This window comes from Maricaulis maris (assembly GCF_003634045.1).
Taxonomy (GTDB): domain Bacteria; phylum Pseudomonadota; class Alphaproteobacteria; order Caulobacterales; family Maricaulaceae; genus Maricaulis; species Maricaulis maris.
Window position 1 is genome coordinate 91,027 of the sequence record NZ_RBIM01000004.1, and the last position, 21,233, is coordinate 112,259.

Genomic DNA, 21,233 nt, shown 5'->3' on the forward strand with positions numbered 1-21,233 from the left:
GATAGGGATACTGTCCGCCAGCCCGGAGACCGCCGTGACCGACGCGCCGATCCATCTCGACCGCCACGACCATCATGCCGAACTGGTGCTGAACCGGCCGCAGCGCCGCAATGCGCTCAACGCGGCCATGTGGACGGCCTTGCCCGACCTGCTCGACGAAGCGGCGGGCGATGACACGATCAAGGCCCTGGTGGTACGCGGTGCGGGGGGCAGCTTTACCGCCGGGGCCGACATCTCGGAATTCGACACCGTCTATGCCACCGCCGAGGCGGCCCAAACCTATACCAATGCCATTGCGCGCGGGCTCGACGCGCTGGCCCATTTTCCCAAGCCAACCCTGGCCGTGATCCGCGGCGCCTGCATCGGCGGCGGTTGCGGCCTGGCCCTGTCCTGCGACCTGCGTTTTACGGCGTCGGATGGCCGTTTCGGGATCACACCCGCCAAGCTCGGCCTCGCCTATACGCTCAACGACACCAAGCGCCTGATCGACGCCGTCGGCGTGTCGACCGCCAAGGACCTGCTCTATTCGGCCCGATTGATCGACGCAACCGAAGCGCTGGCCATGGGCCTGGTCAATCGCTGTTTCGAACCGGACGAGCTGGACGCCGAGGTCGGCGCCTATCTCGAAATGATGCTGTCACGCTCGACCGGGTCGGCGCGCGCCATCAAGCGGGTGATCCACCTCATCCGGCAGGGCGTGGACGGCGATACCGACGAGACCCGCCAGCTCTTCCTCGACGCTTTCCAGAGCGATGATTTCCGCGAGGGCTATAACGCCTTCCTGGGCAAGCGGACGCCCGACTTTACCGGGCAAGGCTGACACGCCGCCTATTCGGCGGCGGTCTCGACCCCGTCATCGCCGGCGGCCCGAGCCTCGTCCTCAAGCTGGCGCGAAACCCAGTTCGGCGTCTTGGTGAAACGACCCAGCACGCCATAGGCGACCGGGATCACGAACAGGGTGAAGAGCGTTGCCACGGCGACGCCGGCGAAGATCACCACACCGATCGTGATGCGGCTCTCCGCGCCCGGGCCAGAGCCGATCACCAGCGGAAAAGCGCCGATGGCGGTGGAGATGCCGGTCATCAGGATCGGCCGGAAACGGGTCTCTGCGGCATCGAGTGTCGCGGTGCGCAGATCGCGACCGGTCTCACGGAGCTGGTTGGCAAATTCGACGATGAGAATGCCGTTCTTGGCCGCCAGACCGATCAGGATGACCAGGCCGATCTGGGAATAGATGTTGAGGCTGGAGCCAACCAGTTCCAGTCCGAACAGGCCGCCGGCCACCGCCAGCGGCACGGTCAGCATGATCACCAGCGGCTGGATCAGGCTCTCAAACTGCGCTGCCAGGACCAGGAAAACGATCAGCAAGGCCATGCCGAAGGCGAACAGGACGGCCGAGTTGGCGCTGAGGAATTCCTTGGCGCCGCCGAGATAGGTGGTGCCCATTTCCGGCGGCAGGTCGCGCTGGGCCCAGCCGTCGAGCCATTCAACCGCCTCGCCCAGCGTGTAACCTTCGGCCAAGGTCGCGGAGATGGTGACCGCGCGTTGACGATCGACCCGATTGCGTGATGAGGCCTCACCGACCTCGTGCAGTTCGACCAGGTTGGAGAGCGGGATCAGCTGGCCGCCACGGCCGGACACGTAAAGCGTTTCCAGATCCTGCGGGCTGGACCTTTCCTCGCGCCGGTTTTCGAGGATCACATTATATGCCTCGCCGCGGTCGATGAATTGACCCACCCGGCGCGAACCGAGATGGGTTTGCAGGGTCTGGCCGATCTCGGACACCGAGACGCCCAGATCGGCGGCGCGCTCGCGATTGATGTCGACGATGAGGCGCGGACTGGTCGGCTCGTAATCCTTGCGGGCTCGCAGAAGGCCCGGATTGCCGGCCCGGATCGCGGCCATGAGCCGCTCGGCCTGCTGGTCGAGACTGCCATAATCAGGGCCTTGCAGGACAAATTGCACGTCATCACCGCCGCCGCCGCCGCCCAGCGAGGAGCGCATCGAGGCAAAGGCCTGCACGCCGGTCAGCTGACCGAGACGGCCATTGAGGTCGCGCATGATGTCGCTGCCCGGGCGACGCTCACCCCAATCGGTCATGGTGCCGATCACGAAGCCGGAATTGAAACCGCTACCGCCCCAACCCGGCGAAATCACCAGCACGCGGCGCAGCTCGCCGGCATCGACATATTCCATCGCGATGGCTTCGACCTGGTCGGCCTGCTGCGACATATAGTCGAAACTCGCCCCTTCCGGACCCGCAAAGCGGCCGAAAAAGGAGCCGCGATCTTCCGGCGGCGTCAGCTCGGCCGGCAGACGGTCGAGCAGGAAGGCCGACCCCGCCATCGCCACGGCGACGAAGGGGATGATCAGGAGCGGCATTTTCAGCGCGATTTCCAGACTGTCGCGATAAGAGCGCCGGGCCATATTGACGATGCCATTGACCCATTTCGCCAGGCCCTTGGCTTCGCGGCTGGGACGCAGGAGTTTGGACGCCATCATCGGCGACAGGGTCAGCGCGACAAAGCTGGACAGCACCACGGCACCGGCAATCGTGAGGGCCAGCTCGGTGAAGATGCGGCCAATGAAACCGGGCAGGAAGACCAGCGGCACAAAGACGGCGACGAGAACCGCGGTGGTGGCAATCACCGCGAAGAAGACCTGACGGCCGCCGCGCAGGGAGGCCAGGGCCGGGGGCTCGCCGAGATCGACCCGGCGCTGGATATTCTCAAGCACGACGATGGAGTCATCGACCACCAGACCGATCGCCAGCACCAGGGCCAGCAGGGTCAGGATATTGATCGAGAAGCCGGCGACCGCGAGCACGGCAAACACGCCGATCAGACAGACCGGCACCACGGCAGCGGGGATGATGGCGGCGCGCAGACTGCCAAGGAAAAGATAGATCACCAGCACGACCAGGGTCGCGGCGATGGCCAGGGTGCGCCAGACTTCCTTGATCGATTCCTCGATGAAGACCGTGTCGTCCGACGCCGAAATCATCTCCATGCCTTCCGGCAGGGTGAGGCGGACGCGGTCTGCCTCGACCGCGATGGCATCGGCGACTTCGACCGAATTGGCCTGGCTCTGGCGGACGAAGCCGAGCCCGATCATGTTCTGGCCATTGCCGCGGAACAAGGTGCGCGGCTCCTCGGCGGCGAGTTCGACATCGGCGACTTCGGCAAGGCGCACGACATGGCCTTCGCCGGTGCGCGAGATCGGCAGGCGAGCAAAGGCCTCGGGGTCGGCGAACAGGCGCTCGACACGGACCACGATCTGGGTGTCGGGCGTTTCCACCGAACCGCCGGGCACTTCGACATTCTGCGAACGCAGGGCGCCGTCAATATCCGCCACCGTGACGCCGCGCGCAGCCATGGCCTGCGGATCGAGCCAGATCCGCATCGAGTAGCGGCGTTGGCCGCCAATACGGACCTGGGCGACGCCATCAATGACCGAAAACCGGTCCAGCAGCGCCCGTTCGGCATAGTCCGACAGTTCCTCCGACGTCATCCGATCGGACAGGAGATTATACCAGATGAAGGGCCGGGCATCGCTGTCCTGCTTTCGGACCTCGACCTGTTCCACGTCCTGGGGCAGCCGGTCGATAATGCGTGAGACGGAGTCACGCACATCATTGGCGGCGGCCTCGATATTGCGGTCGAGCGAGAAGGTGATCGTGACCCGGGACGAGCTGTCGCGCGAGGAGGAGGTGATGGTGTCGACACCATCAATGCCGGACAGCTGATCCTCGATGATCTGGGTGACACGGTTCTCGACCACCTCGGCATTGGCACCGGGATAGTCCGCCGATACCGACACCACCGGCCGGTCGACATCCGGCAGTTCGCGCAGTGGCAAGCCCCGCAGGCCGAGGACGCCGAAGACGACGATCAGGGCGCAGAAGACAAAGGCCAGGACCGGCCGACGGACGGCGACATCGGAGAGTGTCATTGGGCCGCGCTGCTCCCGCCTGCCGCGACACCGGCCATCACGCCATTGGCGCCGAGGCGCATCTCGCGGGTAATTTCAACCGCGGCGCCGTCGCGAATGCGATGCACGCCTTCGGAAATGATCTGCTCGCCGGCCGTCAGACCGTCGAGCACTTCAACCATGGTACCAGCGCGGCGGCCCAGCTCGATACTGCGCTGGCGTGCAATCATGCCTTCGGCCGTCTCTTCAACCACATAGACGAAGGTCTGGTCGAGATAACGGGTCAGGGCAGCGCCCGGCACCGCCGGATGGCTGCGAACATCACGCCGAACAGCGACGGTCATCAACTGGCCGGGCAGGAGGCGGCCGTCGAGGTTTTCAATCTCGGCGCGGATGATAACGCTGCGCGTGACCGGGTCGATCCGGCTGTCGATCTGGGCGATCTCGCCGGTAAAAACCTCACCGGGATAGGCCGAGGTCTCCGCCGCCACCTGCATGCCAGCACTCACCACCGACAGGAAGCGCTCCGGGACGGTGAAATCGAGCTTGATGCGACTGGTATCATCAAGCCGGGCGATCGTATCGCCGGGGCGGACCAGGCCACCCAGGCTGACTTCGCGCAGGCCGACAATGCCGGCGAAGGGCGCCCGCACGATGCGATCCGCCAGCTGCGCCTCGATCGACGCCACCCGGGCCCGCGCTCGCTCAAGCGCAGCGGTCGCCTCGTCGAGCCGTGATTGCGGCACAACGGCGCGGGCGATCAGGTCATTGGTGCGATCAAGATCACGCTGGGCTTCGCGCTGCGTGGTCCGGGCCTCGGCCAGGCCGGCGGCCTCTTCGGTATCGGTCAGCTCGACCAGGATTGCACCGGCGGCGACATGCTGGCCGGACTCGAAATTGATCCGCGAGATCGTATCGGTCACCCGCGCCGTGACCGTCACGGTCTCATTGGCCCGCGCGGTGCCAAGCGCCTCAACGACATCAGCGAATTCGACGCTCGGCACTGCGGCAACGGCCACCGGCAGAACACGCTCGCCACGTCCCGCCATCTCATCCCCGCCGGGCAACAAGGCCCGGACGGCAACAATGACGGTCATCGCCACAAAGGCGACAAGGACAACAATCAAGAAACTGGCACGACGCATGGCATCCTCCTGAGCGCATAAATGGCCCACAGGCGCGCAAAGGCAAGTATTGAAGTAAGCGCGTGCCGGTTGGTGTCCACACCCGGGTGACAGACAGTTCCGCCTTGCATCAAGATGTAGCGCCTGGGCCGGTTCCGCTTAGCCGCGCGGCGCCGCCGCCTCGAAAGCCGCAGCTATCGCCGCCCGCAGGGGTTTGGGCTGGAAGTCGGTATCAAACGGGGTCGGGCGTTTCGGCTCGCGATCGGCCCGCGGCCATAATCCCTGCAGCCAAGTATAGCGGTCGGACAGGCCCCAGACGAGCACGTCGCGGGTCTGCGGATAGCTGAACATCAGGTCGAGATAGCGCCGGGCAAGGTCGGCGACCGCCTGGTCGCGATCAGCGAAATCATAAGGCAGGTTCTTGTCGTGCACATCGAATTCGGTGATTGCGAGATCGAGGCCCAGCCCGGTGGCATGGTCGAGGAAGCCGCGCCAATGCTCATCGCGAGCGGTGTCGAACCCGACTGACGTGTCGTAATTGCCCGACCCGATATGGCTCTGGACCCCCAGCGCATCGATCGGCACGCCGCGCGCCACCATGCCATCGAGCAGGCGCAGCACGCCCTCCTGATGGGTCTCGTGGCCGGCCTCCCAGCTCATATAGTCATTGTAGACGATCTGCCCGTCCGGGTCGGCCTCGCGAGTGGCGTGATAGGCGATATCGATAATGTTCTCGCCGAGATGGCGGGTCAGCGAGGTTTCGCGCAGCTGGCCGGTCGCCGGATCAATGGTCTCGTTGACGACATCCCAGGAGGTGATGCGACCGCGATAGCGCGCCACCACGGCCCGGACATGCTCGACCACAAGCCGCTCGGCCTCGGTGCCGGGACGGCTGCCGAAATCGTAATTATTGACCCAGGCCGGCGAGAACTCCTCGCGGTTCCACAACAGGGTGTGACCGCGCATGGCCATGCCCTGCTCGGTCGCGAAATCGACGAGCTGGTCGGCGGGATCGTAATAAAAGGTCCCGGCATCGGGGCGCATGACATACCATTTCAGGGCATTCTCATGCACCAGAATGCCGCATTCCCGTTCGATCAGCGCCCGGTAGCCCGGGTCATTGAAAGCGCCGGTCAACGTGCCGGGCTGCCCCATCCCAACCGCTGTTCCAAAACGCATTCCCTTCGCCTCGGCGAGCGCATGGAGGGACGGTGTTTCCTCGGCCAGCAGGCCGGGAGCCGCACAGGCAGCCAGACCGCCAGCAGTCAAGAGAAGGGCTTCGCGCCGATTGAATATCTTGGTCATGTGCCCCTCCAAGGCCTGTTACCGGACAAAAAGGGGGCGCAGGTGCGGCGAACCGGCACCTGCGCCCCCTTGATCGATGCGACTAGTAGGTCGCGCGCAGGATGAAGGTCACCCGGCGGTCGTTCATGAACCAGGACCGCGGCGCCGTCAGCAGGTCGTCATTGAGAACCTGGCTGGTACGGGTGACCTGGTTAAGCAGGTTCACGCCCTGGACCCCGACACGGATATTGTCGTTGATCGTGTAGAAGGCCGACCCGTCAAGCTGGCCACCACTCTCCTGGACGATCGGTGCATAGGGCACGATCACGTCGCGGACAGTGACCACGAAGTCGGAACGCCAGGCGTAGGCAAGGCGCAGCGCCACCCGGTCCGTCTCGTAGAAGCCGGACACATTGAAGGTGTGCTCGGACAGGCCCTGCAGCGGGAGCAGGCTGGTGTCGATATTCGCCACCCGACCAGCTGCCACATCCGGGTCGGTCGCGGAAAGGGTGGATTGGACCACGCCCTCACTGTCGACATAGGTGTAGCTGGCATTCATGCCGAGACCGTTGAACGGAGCCGGCAGGAAGTCATAGGTCTGCTGGTAGGCAATCTCGAAGCCCTTGACCGTACCCTGTTCCGGCGAGTTCGACGGGGTCGTCACGATACCGTCGAAAGTCGCACCATTGTTGGTGAAGACCAGACGTTCGGTGCCATTTGTGATGACGTTGTCGAGTTGCTTGTAGAACAACGCGACGGTCAGCGAGCCGACATCGGCAAAATACCATTCGGCCGACGCGTCGAAATTCATCGACTCGATCGGATCGAGATAGGGATTGCCGACCGTGGAATTGATCCGCGGGCCGAGGAACTCATTGTTCTGACCGAATTCCGGTCCCTGAAGGGTGATGTTGTAGTAGTTCCGCGTCAGGCCGACATCCGGCATGGTGATGGTCTTGGAAGCGCCGAAGCGGAACTGCCAGCCGTTTTCCATCCGAGCGACGATGTTGAAGCTCGGCAGGTAGTATTCCATGTCGTGGCTGGTCGTGTTCGGTGTGATCGAGCCGTCCGCGAAGTTACGGGCGGCATCACGATCCCCCTGACTGAGCAGACAGAAGTTCGGCGGCGTCTGCCCCGCCGGGATGGCCGCACATTCCGCATCTGAGGCGAACGTCACGTCAGTGAAGGAATGATAGCCCTGCGTTTCGCGGTTCATGCTGACCCAGCGCAGACCGAAATTCCCTGACACTTCAACACCATCGCCGACGTCCTGATTGAAACGCAGCATGGCGTAGAGCGCGTCTGAGGTCTCCTGGATCGGATTGATTTCCTGCAGGAGGAAAGGTGTGCCCGGCTCCATCTGGCCGCAACGCTCCGCGAGCGGCTCCCAGTTTTCACAGGTCGTCGTCGGACGCCAGCTATTGGCCACCGTAGACGCGAAATTGGCAAACGTGTCGTAGTTCTCAAGAATGTTCGAATTCCAGAACACAGGTGGCGTGCTTCCAGTCGGGGAAGGAACATCGCCTTGCATGAAGTTGTCGAAGGCGAATGGTGAGAAATAGTCCGCAAGATTGCCGACACCGGCGACATTGCCATCGAGCCAAACCGGGCCACCATTGCCCCACTGCTCGGAGATCACACCCCAGTTATAGGTTGAAAAACGTGTGATCTGGTCACGGTTAGCGTGACGATAGCCGAAGCGGATGGATTCAGCCCAACGATCCGGATTGTTGAAATGGTATTCACCGTCGGCGCGGAAGGAGTCGAGCGTCCCTTCGCTCTGCTCGATGTGATCCATCGCAGCCCGCGGGAAGGAGTTGAACGGATCCGAAAAGCTGTCATGCGGCGCACGGAAATATCCCGGGCAGTTCGCTGTACCGGGATCACCGGCACAGGGCACTCCGTTGAGGCCGGGAGGTGTGAAGCTGATATCGGGAATGTCATCGCCATTCATCTGGATGACGACGTTCTGGTAGGTCGACGCCCACAGACCGATATCTTCGACCTCAACCTCGGATTCGACACGCTGGAAATCAAAGTTGAATGACCAGCTTTCATTCGGTGTCCACTTGAAATTGAAGCCAATATCCTCGGTCAGATAGTTCTGCATGACATCGCGACGGATATTGTTCGATTGCAGGCCACCAATCGGGGAGCGAGCATCGGCACCGTTCTGGTCATCGCGCCAGCCATTGTCGTCGGACGTGATGGCACCGCCGGTAAACAAGCCGGTCGGCCCGAATGTCAGCTGCGTCCCTGCCACAGCACGGGAGTCGCCTGATGACGCCACATTATCGGTCGCGATTTCCATCGCATGCTCGGTCCAGGCCTGTTGCGAGTCGGAGCGCAGATACTGGAGCGTGGCTTCCATCGTGCGATCTTCCGAACGCCACTGGGCTGCAGCCCCGAGGCCTTCGCGCTGACGCTCGAAGATCTGTGAACGGAAGGCGGCACCACGCGGGAAGTAGACCTGGCCCACGGCCGTACCCGCACCCGGATCGACCACATCACCATTGTCATAGAGCGTGCGCTCCGCGTAGTTGGAAATCTGCTGACCATCAGAACGTGAGATCAGTTCGGAGTTCACATAGTTGAACAAGAGGCCGAACTCGCCACTCGTCCCGGTGTCCCAGCGATTGGACGCCATCACGGAATAGGTCGGCGCCCATTCCTCGGCAAAGTCGCCATAGCTGGACTCAACAGAGGCAGAAATCGTCGGCGCGCCGTCAAACGGACGACGGGTCCGCAGATTGATCGTGCCGGAAATCCCGCCCTCGATCATGTCGGCGGACGGGCTCTTGAACACGTCGACGCCGCCCATGAGTTCGGACGGAACATCGGAGAAGCTGAGGATGCGGCCATTATTGGCCGAGAATGTGTCGCGACCATTGAGTTCCGAACGAACCCAGGTCAGACCGCGAACGACGACGCCGGAACCTTCGATCGAGAAGTGGTCCGGATCGACACCAGCCCGGAAACGGTCGATCGACACACCCGGGACGCGCTGCAGCGCCTCGGTGACAGAACGATCCGGCAGGGCGCCAATGTCTTCAGCGGTGATCGAGTCGACCACCACTTCGCTGTCGCGCTTGATTGTTTGTGATGTCTGCAGGCTGGACCGGAAGCCCGTGACCTGGATGACTTCGGCATCATCGGTGTCATCGGTTGCTTCGGTTTCCTGGCCATAGGCCGGTGTTGCGGCCAACAGCGCGGTCAGAGCAAAGGCGGATACGCCTTCCTTCCAGCCCCGGCTGCGGCCACGTCCCGTCAGATACACGGGTAACGTTGATGATCTTTCCATCAGACTTCCTCCCCTTTGATGCGCAATTGTTAGCGCTACTAATTTTGCTTGTCGCAAATGTCTGATTAATTAAATGGGTAACCCTAGTTTCCGGGCATGGCAAGCCTTCACCCCCAATAGATTCGAACCTCGCACTTAGGTGTTCCCCGATTGCAACGCTAACGAAGTTGTCCACGTTGTCAATTGATAGCTAGAACCCTATTCCTGCTTGCTATTTCACAGACACAGAACGTTGACGTCGATTGTCGTGGGCCGATAAGCTCACGTGAAGAACGGCGGGGAGGCCGGGCTGCAATGTCAGACAATAAGGTCGATCACATCCTGATTATCGGCGGCGGAACCGCCGGCTGGATGTGCGCCGCGGCGCTCTCCCACCGTCTCCCGACCGGCCGGGTTCGCATAGAATTGGTCGAATCCGAGGCCATCGGCACGGTCGGGGTGGGCGAGTCGACCATTCCCCATATCCGTCACTTCAATGCCAGCCTCGGAATTGACGAAGCCGACTTCATGGCGCGCACCCACGCCACCTACAAGCTCGCGATCGAGTTCCGGGACTGGGGTCGCATCGGCGATAGCTACATGCACCCGTTCGGCGCTTTCGGCGTGCCCGGCGCGGCCGTCGACTTTCATCATGACTGGTTGCGCAGCGGCGGCGAGACCGCCCTTGGTCCGATCGATGACTACTCATTGCCGATCGCGATGGCACGCGGCCAACGTTTTGCGCGACCGGCCTCCGATCCCCGCGATCTCGCCTCGACCTACGCCTACGCCTTCCAATTCGATGCCGCGGCCTATGCGCGCTATCTGCGCGATTTTGCCGAAGCCCGCGGCGTCATCCGCACAGAAGGCCGCGTCACCGACGTGCAAGTGGATGGTGAGACCGGGCATGTGCGCAATGTCAGCCTCGAGAGCGGACAGCGGATCGAGGCCGATCTCTTCATCGATTGCTCGGGCTTTCGCGGACTGATCACCGAACAGGCGCTCGCGACCGGCTATGAAGACTGGTCGCACTGGCTGCCGTGTGATCGGGCGATTGCCTTGCCATCCGCCGCGACAGGCGAATTGCCACCCTATACCCGCGCGACGGCGCTCGAGGCCGGCTGGGCCTGGCGCATTCCGCTGCAGCACCGGGTCGGCAATGGTCATGTCTATGCCAGCGCCTTCATGGATGATGAGCGCGCCGAAACCCTGCTGCGCGACCAGCTGGAAGGCGAAGCCCTGGCCGAACCAAACCGGCTGCGCTTCCTGGCCGGCAAGCGCAAGCGGCAATGGAACCGCAATTGCGTCGCCATTGGCCTGTCGTCGGGCTTTCTCGAACCGCTGGAATCGACCTCGATCCACCTCATCCAGTCGGCCATTGGCCATCTGCTCGATCTGTTCCCCACCGGCGAATGGGACCCGGCCGAGGCCGACGAATTCAACCGTGTCATGGACCAGGAATATGCCCGCATCCGCGACTTCCTGATCCTGCACTACAAGGCCACACAGCGCGACGACACGGAATTCTGGCGCCACTGCCGCGAGATGGACATTCCCGACAGCCTTGCCGGCAAGATCGAGCATTTCCGCGAGCGCGGCCTGATCGCGGACTATGAGCACGGGGTTTTCCTCAAACCAAGCTGGCAGGCCGTCTTCCTCGGCCAGCACATCACACCGCAACGGCTCGACCCGCGGGCCGTCAATGCCGCCGCCGGGATCCGGCCGCTGGCGGCCGAATTGACGCGAATCGCGACCGCCATGCCGGGCCACGCCGAAGTCTTGTCCGCCCACGCCCGTGCAGCGGCGGACTAGCATGACCGGATCGGCCGCGAATCCCCTCTCCATCCTCATCATCGGCGGCGGTCCGGACGGCTGGCTGACGGCGCTCGCGGCCCATCAAGCCGTCGCGGGTCTGCCGGGTGCCTCGGTGCGGATTGTCCATGAAGAGGGGCCGGTCTGCGCGCCCGCGCTCAGCGCGCCGCCCGATTTACGCATGCTGCACGGCCGCCTCGGCCTCAATGATGGCGACATCCTGGCGCGCACCGGCGGCGCAGCGCGGCTTGGCCGGCTGTTTTCCGGTTGGCGCGGCGACGGCCAACCGGACTTCATCCAGCCGCATGGCGCCATCGGCGCCAATTGGGGACCGCTCCACTTCCACCAGCAAGTCGCAGCCCATGGCCCGGGCACCGATGACTATGCCAACTACGCGCTCGCCGCGCAGGCGATCAAACAGGCCCGCTTTGCACCGCCCTCACCGAACCCGCGTGACTTTCTGTCGACGCTCGACTTCGGCTTTCATCTGGATTGCGCCGCCTATACCGCCCTTCTGCGCGACACCGCCCGGCAACGCGGCATCGAAGCCTGTCCGGGTCGCGTCACGGCCATCGAGACGGACGAGACCGGCCTCGCCGGGGTCACGCTGGACAAGAGTCGATATCTCAAAGCGGACCTCTATATCGACGCAACGGGTCCAGAGATGAAACTGGCGGCGGCGATCAACGCGGCCTGCGAGGACTGGTCAGACGACACGCCTTTCCTGTTTGAAGCGACCCGGCTGGAAACGCCCCGGTCGCCACTTACCCCCGCGACCCGCATCATCGCCGACCCGGCGGGCTGGCACATGGCCATCGCCCTGCCCGATGCGACCGTGACCCGCCGCTTCACGGCGACGGCGGATGACGGCGATACTGCCCGGCTCACACCCGGACGCCTGCGCACGCCCTGGTCCGGCAATTGCCTCGCCATCGGCGGCGCCGCCTGCCGCCCGGATCCGCTGGCCGATGCCGACCTGCCGCTGCTGGCCCGCACACTCCTGCGCCTGCCCGGCCTCTTGCCCACCGGCCCCGACATGCGGGCAGAAGCCGATGTCCACAATCGGGCCTTTACCCGGGAAAGCGACGCCGCGCGTGATTTCAGCGCCCTGGTGCTGGGTTCGCAAACGCGCTCCGAACCGGTCTGGCGGGCCTGCCGCGACGCCGCACCCAGCGACCGGCTTGCCCACGCGACCGCCCTGTTCAAGGCGCGAGGCCGTCTTGCGACTCGCGAACACGATATCTACCGACCAGGCGATTGGGTCACCGCCTGGCTGGGGCTGGGCGTCAAACCCCGCCGCCATGACCCGCTGGCCGACCGGCTGGACCCGGCGGTCGCATCGGCACGACTGACGCAAATCCGGACGCTCGCAGAGCAGACCGCCGCTGCCATGCCGGACCACCAAGCCGCCCTGTCACGCCTCAAGGCTGGAGTGCCACCCGCATGATCAATCCGAAAACCCTCGATCAGGTTGTCATTGTCGGCGGCGGCTCCGCCGGCTGGATGACCGCAGCCGCCCTGTCCCGCCTGATCGGCAATGGCCATACCAGGATCACGCTGATCGAGTCCGAGGCCATCGGCATTGTCGGTGTCGGCGAGGCGACCATCCCGCCAATCCGTCATTTCAATGAATTGCTGGGCCTGGACGAGCGCGACTTCCTGCGGGCAACCCAGGGCACGATCAAGACCGCCATCGAATTTGTCGACTGGACCCGGCCGGGCCACACCTATCTGCACCCGTTCGGGACCTATGGTGCCGACATGAATGCCGTGAAGTTTCACCAATACTGGCTGAAACTGCGCCAGCTCGGCCAGGCTGAAGCCTTTGGCGAGTATAATCTGTGTGATGTCGCGGCGCGGCAGAACCGCTTCGGGCCGGTGGCCCGGGACCGACAATCGCCGGTCTCCAGCCTGCACTGGGCCTATCATTTCGACGCCTCACTCTATGCCCGCCATCTGCGCCGCTATGCCGAACAGCGCGGCGTGCAACGGATCGAAGGCAAGGTGGTCGATGTCCATCAGCGTCCGGAAGACGGTTTCATCGCCTCGGTCGAGATGGAGTCCGGCGACCGCATCGGCGGCGACCTGTTTGTTGACTGCTCCGGCTTTCGCGGCCTGTTGATCGAGCAGACGCTGAAATCCGGCTTCGAGGACTGGACCCACTGGCTGCCCTGCAACCGGGCGATCGCCGTCTCCTCGGCCAGCGCCGGCGAACTCACCCCCTTCACGCGCTCGACAGCCCGCGATGCCGGCTGGCAATGGCGCATCCCGCTGCAACACCGGATCGGCTCCGGATTTGTCTATTCCGCCGACCATCTGTCGGAGGATGAAGCGACCAGCGTCATGCTCGACAATCTCGACGGCGAACCGCTGAACACCCCCAAGCCGATCCGCTTCACGACCGGACGCCGCAAACAGGCCTGGATCAAGAATTGCGTCGCCATCGGGCTGGCATCCGGCTTCCTGGAGCCTCTGGAATCGACCTCGATCCACATCACGCAAGCGGGGATTTCGCGGCTGATGGCGCTGTTCCCCGACAAGGATTTCGATCCGGCGGGCATTACCGAGTACAATCGCCAGGCGGAATATCTCTACCGCCATATCCGCGATTTCATCGTGCTGCATTATCACGCCAATGAGCGTCATGGCGTGCCGCTGTGGGATCATTGCCGCAACATGGCGATCCCCGAGACATTGCAGCGCAAGCTCGACCTGTTCCGGCTCAAGGGGCGCCTCTTCCGCTATGAGGACGAGCTGTTTGCCGAGTCGAGCTGGCACGCAGTCCTGCTGGGCCAGAATGTAATGCCCGACGGCTATGACCCGCTGGTCGATGCGGCGCCGGAAGACCGTATCATCGACGCGTTCAGACAAATGCACCAGGCCGTGGCCGGAGCTGTGGCCTCCATGCCCAAACACCAGACCTTCATCGACCAGCATTGCCGCGCCGCCATGACGGCACCACCCGCATGAGGACAAAATGACCGATCAACGCATCCGCAAAATCGTGATTGTCGGCGGCGGAACGGCCGGCTGGATGACCGCCGCCGCGCTGGCCAAGGTGCTGGGCAAGGACTATGCCGACATCACCCTGGTCGAGAGTGACGCCATCGGCATTGTCGGGGTCGGCGAAGCGACCATCCCGCAGATCAAGATCTTCAACGCCATGCTCGGTCTCGATGAGGACCGTTTCATGCGCGACACCAAGGGCAGTTTCAAACTTGGGATCCAGTTTCGTGACTGGGGTCGCAAGGGCGACAGCTATTTCCACCCGTTCGGCCCGTTCGGCGTCGATATGGAAGGGGTCTCTTTCCACGCCTTCTGGCTGCGCATGAACCAGTTGGGCGAGCCTTATCCGATCACCGATTATTCGGTGCAGTCGGTGGCCGGCGAGAACGGCAAATTCATGCGCCCGATCGCCAATGCCGGCACCTCCCCGCTCGGCCAGATCGCCTATGCCTTCCACTTCGACGCCCATCTCTACGCCAAATTCCTGCGCGGTTTTGCCGAGGAGCGCGGGGTCAAGCGCATCGAGGGCAAGATTGACCAGGTCCACCAGCGCGGTGAGGACGGCTTCATCGAAGCCGTCGAGCTGGAAAACGGGACACGGATCGAGGGCGAACTCTTCATCGACTGTTCCGGCTTCCGGGGCTTGCTGATCGAACAAACCCTCAAGGCCGGTTACGAGGACTGGACCAACTGGCTGCCCTGCGACCGGGCGCTGGCTGTGCCATGTGAAGGGTCGGACGAGATCACACCCTATACCCGAGCCACGGCGCGCGAGGCCGGCTGGCAATGGCGCATTCCGCTGCAACACCGGGTCGGCAATGGTTATGTCTATTCATCCAACCATATTTCCGACGACGAAGCGGCGGCCGCCCTGCTGGCCAATCTCGACGGCAAACCGCTCGCCGATCCGCGCCTGCTGCGTTTCGTGACCGGCCGCCGCAAACAGGCCTGGGTGAAAAACTGCGTCGCCCTCGGCCTGTCCTCAGGCTTTCTGGAGCCCCTGGAATCGACCTCGATCCACCTGATCCAGAGCGGTATCGCCAAACTCCTGCAGATGTTCCCGCGGACCTCGTTCGAACCGGCGGACATTGACCGCTTCAACGCTCGCACCAGGGAAGAGTTCGAGCGCGTCCGCGACTTCATCATCCTGCACTACAACGCCACTACGCGGGATGACACGCCGTTCTGGGATCACTGCCGGACCATGCAGGTACCGCCGGGACTGGCCGAGAAATACCGGATTTTCGAGGGCTATGGCCGTGTCTTCCGGGAGAATGAGGAACTGTTCAACGACACCAGCTGGTTTGCCGTGATGATCGGCCAGGGCCTGAAGCCGCGCTCCTTCGACCCGGTCGCGGAATGCCTGTCGGTCGAGGAAACCCGTCGCCGCCTGGCCCAGATCCGCCAGGCCATGCGGGCCTCCTCGGATCACATGCCGACCCATGCCGACTTCATCGCCAAGACTTGCGCCGCCGAAATGGAGCCCATGACATGATCCGCCGCCTCTTGCTGTGCACCGGCCTCGCCACACTCGCGGCCTGCGCCGCAGAAACGGCCGGATCCCCCACTCCGGGCATCACCCCGGCCCGCTTCGAGCGCTTCACCTATTACGGTGGCGATCCGGTCCATGAAGGCGTGCCGCAGGACGCCGGCACCTATCTCAACCCGGTGCTCGGCGGCTTTTATCCGGATCCCTCCAACACCCGCGCCGGCGAGGATTACTACCTGGTCACCTCGACCTTTTCCTATTTCCCTGGACTGCCGGTCTTCCGCTCCAGCGACCTGGTGCACTGGGAACAGATCGGCAATGCGATCGACCGGCCCGACCAGGTCGATTTCGGCACGCTCGGCCTGTCGCGCGGCCTGTTCGCCCCGGCCATCGAATTCCATGACGGCCTGTTTTACATCCTCAATACCTGTGTCGATTGCGGTGGCAATTTCCTGATCACCGCCACCGACCCGGCCGGACCCTGGTCGGACCCGGTCTGGCTACCCGATCTGCAATGGGGCATCGACCCCTCACTCTTCGTCGATGAAGACGGTCGCGCCTACCTCCTCAATAACGGCCCACCGGACCGTGAGCCCGAGTATGAAGGCCACCGGGCCGTCTGGATCCAGGAATTCAATCTCGAAACCCTGGAAACCTTCGGCGAGCGCATTGTGCTGATCGATGGCGGCGTCGATTTCTCGGAACAGCCGATCTGGATCGAAGGCCCTCACATCTACAAGGTCGATGGCCGCTACTATCTGATGGCGGCCGAGGGCGGTACGGCGGAAAACCACTCCCAGGTCGTGCTGGTCGGTGACGCGCCGATGGGCCCTTACACGCCTTATGAGGACAATCCGGTCCTGACCCAGCGGGACCTGCCGCGTGACCGCGCCAATCCGATCACTTCGGCCGGCCATGCCGATCTGGTGCAGACACCCGACGGGGACTGGTGGGCGACCTTCCTCGCCGTGCGTCCCTATGGCGACGACCAGTACAATACCGGCCGCGAGACCTTCCTGATGCCGGTCAGCTGGGAAGACGGCTGGCCGCGCATCACAGGACCGGGCGAGGCCATTCCCCATGCCGCGGCAAGACCTGACCTGCCGGCCGGCGATCCGGGTATAGCGCCAATGACCGGCGCCTTCACGGTGGTCGACGAGTTTGACTCGGAGGCCATGGGGCCGGACTGGATGATGATGCGCAATCCGCGCGAGACCTGGTGGCAACTCGACGGCGAAGCACTGTCGCTCACACCGCGCCCGGTCGGACTGGGCGATTTTGCCAACCCGTCCTATTTCGGACGGCGCCAGCAACACATGTTCGGGCTGGCAGAGCTGGCCTTCAGCTTCACGCCCGACACACCCGGCGCCCGCGCCGGCCTCGCCGTGCTGCAGAATGACGAATACTGGTATTTCATCGGTCTTGAGCAGACCGAAGACGGGCTCGCCATCCACCTGCGCCGCCGCGCTGGCAGTGACGACCCGTCAGACGGCATGGTGATCGCTGCCGCACAGGTCGCACTGAACGCGGGCGCCCTGATCGAGGTCCGGGCCACGGCCCGCGGCCCGCACTATGATTTCGATTATCGCTTGCCTGATGGCGGCTGGCAGAACCTGCTGCGCGGTGCCGACGGCACCATCCTCTCCACCCGAACCGCAGGCGGTTTCGTCGGCGTCACGATGGGCCCGCACGCCTATACGCCGAGCCACACTGACTAGCGCTTGCCGTCTCGTCTTTTCATTTTTCCCGGAGGCGCGCAGCGCCATCCGGGACCAACGGGAGACTCATCGCGTTCCGGACAGGTCCGTCGGTCCCGGCTCTCCGCCCCGCTTTTGCGGGGCTGCGGCCGGGAAAAATGTGTTTGGATTTGCGGAGGCTGTGGAGGCTAGGCGGAGAAACGCGCGCTTATCCCCGCCCAGCGTCTTTAAAACCGTCATCCCGACGAAAGTCAGGACCCAGTCTCGCAAACTCGATTTGTCAAACATGGCAACAGCTTGCGTCGCATTCCGGGTCCCGGCCTGCGCCGGGATGACGGTGTGTGGGGAGAAAACTCAGCCAAACTTATCCGCCCCCCTTCACCGCAAGCGATAATGCCCTCGGTTTTCGGGACGGGAGGCGCGGGCCCTGTCACTTGTGCCCGGAAACGAGCGGAGCCTGTCCGCGTGTCGGGGATGACATCCCGATGCTCCGGCAGGGCGTGCGATCAGGTCCAGGGGCACTAAACGACCGACCCTCAGTACCTGGCGCATTGGAATCGGGGGCGAGAGCGTCCGGGAAATCTCCGCGAACGGGATGTCGGCGATGTCACGTTTTTCAAATCAAACCGGTAATCGGCATTGGCCGACATCCCGTTCTCCTCCTGCCCATCCCGCCAGGCGCACGCGCCATGGCGATATCGGTGCTTGGGTCTACTCGCTGCGCGCGCTGGCGGGCGGTCCCAGATAGCTGTCAGGAAGGTCGCCCGTGCGCACCGAGACACGCTGGAAGACCAGGCCGGGGTCGATCAGCCAGAGGCGGACCGTATGCCGGCCGGGTGTCTCGACGACATGCTGGGTTGTTTGCACGGTGACGCTCGTCCGGACATTTTCCTGCCAGACCTCGTGGCGGTCGTCGGCATGAATATTGACGATCTCCACAGGGCCATCATCCAGCGAAACGCCAAACCGCATGCCGCCGCGATCGAGATAATCCAGTGTCGGCGACAAGGTCACATCGATCTCCACATGGCCTGCCGTCCAGATTTGCACCGGATAGTCGAGATGAGGGCCTGTGCCATCGGGTTCGAAGGAGGCCGAATTCGCCGGAAGGACCGTCATGCCGGACCCGGTCCGGCCGATGTCAGGGATCTCGATCCAGCGCACCGTGTCACCATCCACGGCCCGGGCATGCCCGGCGGCTTCCAGCGTGACATGGCCGTCGGCCTCGATGGCGATGCCGGCATCCGTGATCGCGGGACGCTGGATCGCCGCCACCGGGATTTCATACAGGGCATCCCCCGAACCGGTTACGGTGATCCGGCCCGTATGTCGGCCGGGTTCAAGCGCGCTCCAATCGATGGAAAGGCTCACCGGACCGACCCCGCCGCTTGTCCGCGACAAGTTTATCCAGGGCACGCTGCTGGACAGCTCGGCCATGGCCGTCTCGGTACCTCGGTCGAACAATTCGATACGGCGGGTTTCCATGCCGTAGCGTTCGAAATGGAAGGTCTCGCCGCCATTCGACAGGGCCAGGCCAAGATGGGCGCCGGCACGCGGTTCGATACGCACCAGGCTGGGCAAGACATCCACCTCCGGCTGCTGCCAATAGGTGTAGGAGATATGGGTCTGGGACATGAAATGGTTCCATTTCCCGCCGGCCACCTCCTCGTGATAGATGCGGGTCAGCTCGGCATCGCGGGCAAACAGGCGCTCGACTTCATCCGCTGCGGCATTGGCCTCGACCCGGCCTTGCGATGCGTAGAGCCGGTTGCGGGCCGTCTCGACATGCAGCGCCGTCAGATTGGCGCTGGCATGCACCGGGAACCAGACCAGTTGCACGAAGGCATCGTCATATTCCGGGGCGAGACGGGCGCGTACGGCATCCGCCATATCGGCCAATGCCTGCCAGTCGGCCAGGACACGCCGGGCTTCGTCAAACCCGGTCAGCGAAAAGGTCGACGGCGTGATGAGCTCGTGTTTGCGCCGCGAATTATACTGCGTGTAGCGGGTCAGGAGCTCGGCTATCGCCTCGGCCTCAGCCTCGCCGAACTGCTCGGCGGCCCAGTCGCGAGTATAGCCGGACATCGCCTCCAGCGTCATCGCTTCGGGATCCCAAGCCTGGTCAAGAAAGAAGCTGATCGGGAATTCCATCGGCTTCAAGTCACCGACATTGACGATCCACAACGCGTCAGCGCCGTGTTCCCAGGCCAGGTTCATCTGCTCCCAGGTGCGCTCGATCTGGTTCGTGTTGAGCCATTTATAGTTCCGCGGATCGCCCACATAGTCGAAGTGGTAATAGACGCCATATCCGCCCTCGCGGGAGGCGCCGCGGGCCGGCAGGCGGCGGATATTGCCCCAATTGTCATCGGCGAAGAGCAGGGTCACGTCTTCGGGCACATCCATGCCCTGATCGAAATAATCCTGGACTTCCTTGTAGAGCGCCCAGACCTGTGGTGTCTCGGTGGCCGGACGACCGGTGACCTCGGCGATAATCTCGCGCTGGGCCGCGACCACGCTTTCCAGCAGTGTGATGGCCGTGCCCTCGGTCATGGCCTCGTCGCCATCGCCGCGCATGCCGATCGTTACCAGGCTCTCATGATCGCCCATGCGCTCGACGCCCTCGCGCCAGAATTCCCGCAAAGTGTCTTCATTGGTCGCGAAGTCCCAGGCCCCATCGCCATAGCGCGCCCATTCGACATGCGCCCGCATCAGCGGCTCGTGGTGCGAGGTGCCGATGACCACGCCATACATGTCGGCGGTCGGCGCGTTGAGCGGGTCATCGTCGGAGAAGGCCTTGCCCCACATGGCTGGCCAGAGATAATTGCCACGCTGGCGCAGGATCAGCTCGAAAACCTGCTCATAGAAATCATGGTTGAAACCGCCATAGGTCTCATTGACCCAGCCATAGAGCGCCGGGTTTTCATCGTTCAGGAAAATGCCGCGATAGCGCACCGATGGCGCGTCGATCCGGCGACCTGCCGAGACCTGGAGCTGGTCATGATGGTCAATCGGCACATCGGCCCACCAATGCCAGGGCGAGACCCCGGCAGCGCGGGAGACGTCATAGACGCCATAGATCGCGCCGCGCATATCGGCGCCGGCGATGACCAGCGCCCGGTCGATGCCGGGCGCCGGATTGTCGACCACCTGGTGAAGATAGGCTTCCCACACGCCGTCAACGCCGGACACGTCGAGCCGCCCTTCGGCGACCAGGGCGTCGATCAGGGCATTGCCGCCCAGCGTGCCGACGATGATGGCTCGGCCTGCGGCCGCTTCAGCGCCGGCAGCGACCGGCTGGCCGGAGACGGCGGCCAGGTCCTCGGCCAGGTCGCTGGCGGCCCGCAACAGGCCAGGCTCATCGTCCGGATCCGTGATGATGGAAGCGGCCAGCCCGTCAGCGACCAGCGCGAACCCGTCCGCCGCGGGACGACCGGGACAGATCACGGCTTCACCCGCACAATCTGTCCCGACGTCCACCTCGGAGGAGGCCTCTTGGCTGCCAGCCACCGGCTGACAGGCGACCAGAATGACCGCAAGGGCGGCCGGAAGAATGTGCCAGGTAGAGGTCCAGCGCATGGGTTCGCCCTTCGGTTACGTCTCGTTACGTCGGT

Annotated in this window: 11 protein-coding genes; 6 read left to right on the top strand and 5 right to left on the bottom strand. The window is 63.7% G+C overall.

The window, feature by feature from the left end:
* The first annotated feature begins 34 nt into the window (after nucleotides 1–34).
* Nucleotides 35–820: an enoyl-CoA hydratase/isomerase family protein gene (locus C7435_RS09045; protein WP_075188929.1), complete on the top strand. Its 786-nt coding sequence runs from the start codon at nucleotides 35–37 to the stop codon at nucleotides 818–820.
* A gap of 8 nt (nucleotides 821–828) precedes the next feature.
* Here the strand turns inward: C7435_RS09045 and C7435_RS09050 are convergent, their stop codons facing one another.
* From C7435_RS09050 to C7435_RS09065, 4 genes are all read right to left on the bottom strand, one after another.
* Nucleotides 829–3,951: an efflux RND transporter permease subunit gene (locus C7435_RS09050; RefSeq protein WP_121211025.1), complete on the bottom strand. Its 3,123-nt coding sequence runs from the start codon at nucleotides 3,949–3,951 to the stop codon at nucleotides 829–831.
* Nucleotides 3,948–5,075, bottom strand: a complete 1,128-nt coding sequence (locus C7435_RS09055; protein WP_121211027.1) for an efflux RND transporter periplasmic adaptor subunit — start codon at nucleotides 5,073–5,075, stop codon at nucleotides 3,948–3,950. The genes C7435_RS09050 and C7435_RS09055 overlap by 4 nt, the downstream gene beginning before the upstream one ends.
* Before the next feature lie 138 nt (nucleotides 5,076–5,213).
* Entirely contained in the window at nucleotides 5,214–6,359 is a 1,146-nt protein-coding gene (locus C7435_RS09060; protein WP_121211029.1) for an endo-1,4-beta-xylanase, read from the bottom strand.
* Between the two features lie 82 nt (nucleotides 6,360–6,441).
* Entirely contained in the window at nucleotides 6,442–9,639 is a 3,198-nt protein-coding gene (locus C7435_RS09065; RefSeq protein WP_121211030.1) for a TonB-dependent receptor, read from the bottom strand.
* 294 nt (nucleotides 9,640–9,933) lie between these two features.
* Between C7435_RS09065 and C7435_RS09070 the strand changes: the two genes are divergently transcribed.
* From C7435_RS09070 to C7435_RS09090, 5 genes are read left to right on the top strand one after another with little or no spacing between them, the layout of a single operon-like run.
* Nucleotides 9,934–11,430, top strand: a complete 1,497-nt coding sequence (locus C7435_RS09070; protein ID WP_121211032.1) for a tryptophan halogenase family protein — start codon at nucleotides 9,934–9,936, stop codon at nucleotides 11,428–11,430.
* 1 nt (nucleotide 11,431) lies between these two features.
* Entirely contained in the window at nucleotides 11,432–12,877 is a 1,446-nt protein-coding gene (locus C7435_RS09075; protein WP_121211034.1) for a tryptophan 7-halogenase, read from the top strand.
* Nucleotides 12,874–14,400, top strand: coding sequence for a tryptophan halogenase family protein (locus C7435_RS09080; protein WP_121211035.1), 1,527 nt, complete (start codon nucleotides 12,874–12,876; stop codon nucleotides 14,398–14,400). Before C7435_RS09075 ends, C7435_RS09080 begins: the two co-directional genes overlap by 4 nt.
* Before the next feature lie 7 nt (nucleotides 14,401–14,407).
* Nucleotides 14,408–15,931 (top strand): tryptophan halogenase family protein, encoded by a 1,524-nt coding sequence (locus C7435_RS09085; protein ID WP_121211037.1) that lies wholly within the window; start codon nucleotides 14,408–14,410, stop codon nucleotides 15,929–15,931.
* Nucleotides 15,928–17,643 (top strand): glycoside hydrolase family 43 protein, encoded by a 1,716-nt coding sequence (locus C7435_RS09090; protein WP_121211038.1) that lies wholly within the window; start codon nucleotides 15,928–15,930, stop codon nucleotides 17,641–17,643. Before C7435_RS09085 ends, C7435_RS09090 begins: the two co-directional genes overlap by 4 nt.
* 690 nt (nucleotides 17,644–18,333) lie before the next feature.
* Here the strand turns inward: C7435_RS09090 and C7435_RS09095 are convergent.
* Nucleotides 18,334–21,198: a glycosyl hydrolase 115 family protein gene (locus C7435_RS09095; RefSeq protein ID WP_121211040.1), complete on the bottom strand. Its 2,865-nt coding sequence runs from the start codon at nucleotides 21,196–21,198 to the stop codon at nucleotides 18,334–18,336.
* Nucleotides 21,199–21,233 lie beyond the last annotated feature (35 nt).

Coding starts and splice junctions, on each gene's coding strand:
- C7435_RS09050 (WP_121211025.1), bottom strand. CDS start 3,951: ATGACACTCTCCGATGTCGCCGTCCGTCGGCCGGTCCTGGCCTTTGTC.
- C7435_RS09055 (WP_121211027.1), bottom strand. CDS start 5,075: ATGCGTCGTGCCAGTTTCTTGATTGTTGTCCTTGTCGCCTTTGTGGCG.
- C7435_RS09060 (WP_121211029.1), bottom strand. CDS start 6,359: ATGACCAAGATATTCAATCGGCGCGAAGCCCTTCTCTTGACTGCTGGC.
- C7435_RS09065 (WP_121211030.1), bottom strand. CDS start 9,639: ATGGAAAGATCATCAACGTTACCCGTGTATCTGACGGGACGTGGCCGC.
- C7435_RS09070 (WP_121211032.1), top strand. CDS start 9,934: ATGTCAGACAATAAGGTCGATCACATCCTGATTATCGGCGGCGGAACC.
- C7435_RS09075 (WP_121211034.1), top strand. CDS start 11,432: ATGACCGGATCGGCCGCGAATCCCCTCTCCATCCTCATCATCGGCGGC.
- C7435_RS09080 (WP_121211035.1), top strand. CDS start 12,874: ATGATCAATCCGAAAACCCTCGATCAGGTTGTCATTGTCGGCGGCGGC.
- C7435_RS09085 (WP_121211037.1), top strand. CDS start 14,408: ATGACCGATCAACGCATCCGCAAAATCGTGATTGTCGGCGGCGGAACG.
- C7435_RS09090 (WP_121211038.1), top strand. CDS start 15,928: ATGATCCGCCGCCTCTTGCTGTGCACCGGCCTCGCCACACTCGCGGCC.
- C7435_RS09095 (WP_121211040.1), bottom strand. CDS start 21,198: ATGCGCTGGACCTCTACCTGGCACATTCTTCCGGCCGCCCTTGCGGTC.